Source organism: Methylobacterium sp. WL103 (assembly GCF_008039885.1).
Lineage (GTDB): Bacteria > Pseudomonadota > Alphaproteobacteria > Rhizobiales > Beijerinckiaceae > Methylobacterium > Methylobacterium cerastii.
Map to the genome: position 1 here is coordinate 1 of NZ_VRUX01000514.1, position 3075 is coordinate 3075.

The following is a 3075-nucleotide window of genomic DNA, read 5'->3' on the forward strand; positions in this document are numbered from 1 at the left end:
CGCCGCCCGCGCGCCGCACGCCTGGCGGCTCGACATGGCTCGGGCGTTGGCAACGGAATCCGGCACCCATGGGTATGCCGATCTCGCTCTCTCATCACCCGCCGAGCGGGGAGGGGAGGGAGTGTCTCATGAAACGTTTCGGGTCGCCGATCCCGTCCGCTGGGGCGACGCCGTAATCGCGCGCCGCGACGTGCCGACGAGCTATCATCTCGCCGTCGTCGTCGACGACGCGCACCAGGGCGTCACCCATGTGGTGCGCGGTTGCGACCTCGAGGCGGCGACCGACCTGCACGTCCTGCTCCAGGCGCTGCTCGGCTTGCCCACCCCACGCTACTACCACCACACCCTGATCCTCGGGCCGGACGGCGGCAAGCTCGCGAAATCGAAGGCGTCCGCGAGCCTCGCCGACCTGCGCGCGCGCGGCGACACCGCCGAAGCGATCCGCGCGACGCTCGGCTTCGCCTGACCCGAAAACCTTGTCAGCGCACCGCCGCATCGCGCTGCGCCATCGCGGTGGCGCTCTTCGACTTCTGCATCACCGCGTCGATCTGCTCGCGTTGGCGCTTGAACTCGGTGAGCATCCGGCCGTCGAGCTCGCGCCCGCGCGGCACCCGGATCTTCATCGGGTCGACGAAGTGGCCGTTGATGATGACCTCGTAGTGCAGGTGCGCGCCGGTGGAGAGGCCGGTGGAGCCGACATAGCCGATCACCTGGCCCTGGCGCACCCGCGCGCCTTCGGTGACGCCGCGCCCGAACCGCGACATGTGGTTGTAGGTGGTGACGTAGCCGTTGATGTGCTGGATCTCGACCCGGCGACCGTAGCCCGAGGTCATCTCGGCCCGGATCACGGTGCCGTTGCCGGCGGCCACGATCGGCGTGCCGATCGGGTTCGACCAGTCGACGCCGGTGTGGAGCTTGGCGTAGCCGAGCACCGGGTGGCGGCGATAGCCGAAGCCCGAGCGCATGATGCCGTCGGCGATCGGCTTGCGGATCAGGAACTTCTTGAGCGAGCGGCCCTGGTCGTCGAGGTAGTCGATCGAGCCGTCGTCCGGGGACTGGAAGCGGTAGACCTTCCGCTGTTCCCCGCCGAGGTTCAACGAGGCGTAGAGCAGGTCGGGCCGGTCGGCCGAGGCGCCGGCATCCTCGTCGTAGGTGTAGAACACGTCGAGGCCGTCGCCGGCCGAGATTCGCCGCTGGAAGTCGAGGTCGTAGCTGAACACCCGCACGATGTCCTCGACCGTGGCCCGCGGCAGCTCGTGCCGGGCCGCCGTCTCGTAGAGGCTCTGGTACAGGCGCGGACCCGAGCCGCCATCCTCCTCGTCGTCCTCAGCGTTCTCGGCGCTCGCCGCCGGCTTCTGCGACGGCGCCTCCTCGGGGGGAGGGGCCACCGAGACGAAGGCGCCCCGATCGTTGATCGCCGCGATCCCCTCGATCCCGCCCTCGCCGTAGAGCACGACCCGGGTCACTTGGCGCGGGTCGCCGGGCTTCGCGCCGGGGGCGATCTGCAGGCGGAACTGCTGCCCTTCCGCGAGCGCCCCGGTCTTGGTCCTACCGCCGAGCGCCGTGACGATGCCGCGGATCTGCTCTTCCGAGGCGAAGCCGGTGGCGCGCACCACGGCCTCCAGCGTGTCGCCGCGCTTCAATGCGAGGTCGCGCTCCTCGACGATCGGCGTCTCGTTGGGGCGCAACTCGACCTTGGCGAGCTTGGTCACGTTCTCGGGCACGACCAGCACTTCGATCGACTTGAACGGGTTGCCGTCGTTGGCGGTCTTGGGCGATCCCGCGAAGTCCGGCGTCGGCGCGCCCTGCAGGGTGCGCGACAGCAGGATCTGCGGCGCGATCGGGATCGCGGTGCGCCGGCCCGCCTCGGCCGAGATCCGGCGCTCCTCCTCGACCTGCGCCGTCACGTCGTCGTCGGACAGCGCGGCGGAGCCGGCCTCGACCGTCGCGTCGGCGAGGTCGCGCTTGACCACGCTGACCTCCGCGCCGGGCGCGTCGGCGGAGCCGGGATCAGGCGCCCGCTCGACCGGCTCGTCGGAAACGAACTTCATCGGATCGAATTTCGGGATGTCGCCGGCGAACACCCCGGTCGACATAGACAGCGCGGTGGTGATCCGCACGAAGGGGCGGACCTTGATGATCTCGCGGTCCCCCAGACGCACCGTCACCGGCGAGCGGAAACTTTGCTTGGCCGAGGCGATCATCAGGTTGCGCACGAGGCGGTCGCCCTTGCGCGCGAGGTTGGTGCCGCCCTCGCTCGGCTGGGGCCGGGGCGCCACGCTCACCCGTTCCGGGATGGCGGCGAAGGAGGCCTCGCCCTGCAGCGAGACGTGCAGTGCCGCCCCGATCAGCGCCGCGCCGGTGAGGCCGGTCAGCGCCGAGGCGCAGAGCCAGCGCAGGTTGACCTCGCGGCGGTCGATGCGCGTCGCATCCGATCCGAGCAGGTCGAGGGCCGGCTGAATCCCGTGGGCATGACCCGGCGGGGTCCGCGGGCCGCCGGCCTCGCCGATCTTGAGACGGTCGCGGTTCACCAAGAGCGCCTTGTCGGAGGAGGGCGGCTTCAAGGGCCGCCAAGACATGAGCATGTCGAAGGGCAGCATGTCGAGATTGAGGCGCCTCGTGCGCGAGCGCGCTTCCACTCATCGATCCGTCGGATCAGGTCCATCCGTCAGGAGAGATGCGCGACGATCCACTCGGGGCCGCCTTCCAGCCTCTGTCATGTCTCTGTCGTGAAAATCCGCAAAAGTTCCATTTCGCCTGTTGACGGGCTGCGTGGGTGTCCGTATACCCCTGTTCATCGAACGGGGGCGGCGGCGACGCGGTTCTGGTTCGGGACCACCGACATGACGAGCGAAGGGGCAGCTGGCGTGAGCCGGGTGGCCTGGTGTTTGTGTCGGCGGTGTTGTCGGTTTCGGGTCTGGCCTTGGTGTCGGGTTCGGGGTTGACAAGGGGTCTGGGCGGGCTTAGACGCCTCCCACCGCTGAGGCGGACCACCGAGTGGTTGGTTCGGTATCACGGTTCTCCAAGACGGGCAAGGTGGTTTGGGGTTGATAGCCCTGGATTTTTGTTCGCACC

General features: G+C 69.3%; 2 protein-coding genes. One reads left to right on the forward strand and one right to left on the reverse strand.

Features of this window, described 5'->3' with window-relative positions; translation table 11 throughout:
• Positions 1–466: glutamate--tRNA ligase family protein (locus FV222_RS21540; protein WP_246685588.1), on the forward strand; the 466-nt coding region annotated here is incomplete at its 5' end.
• Positions 467–479: 13 nt separating this feature from the next.
• On the opposite strand, the gene FV222_RS21545 is transcribed toward FV222_RS21540, so the two are convergent.
• Positions 480–2531 (reverse strand): M23 family metallopeptidase, encoded by a 2052-nt coding sequence (locus tag FV222_RS21545; RefSeq protein WP_238271024.1) that lies wholly within the window; start codon positions 2529–2531, stop codon positions 480–482.
• Between the last annotated feature and the right edge of the window lie 544 nt (positions 2532–3075).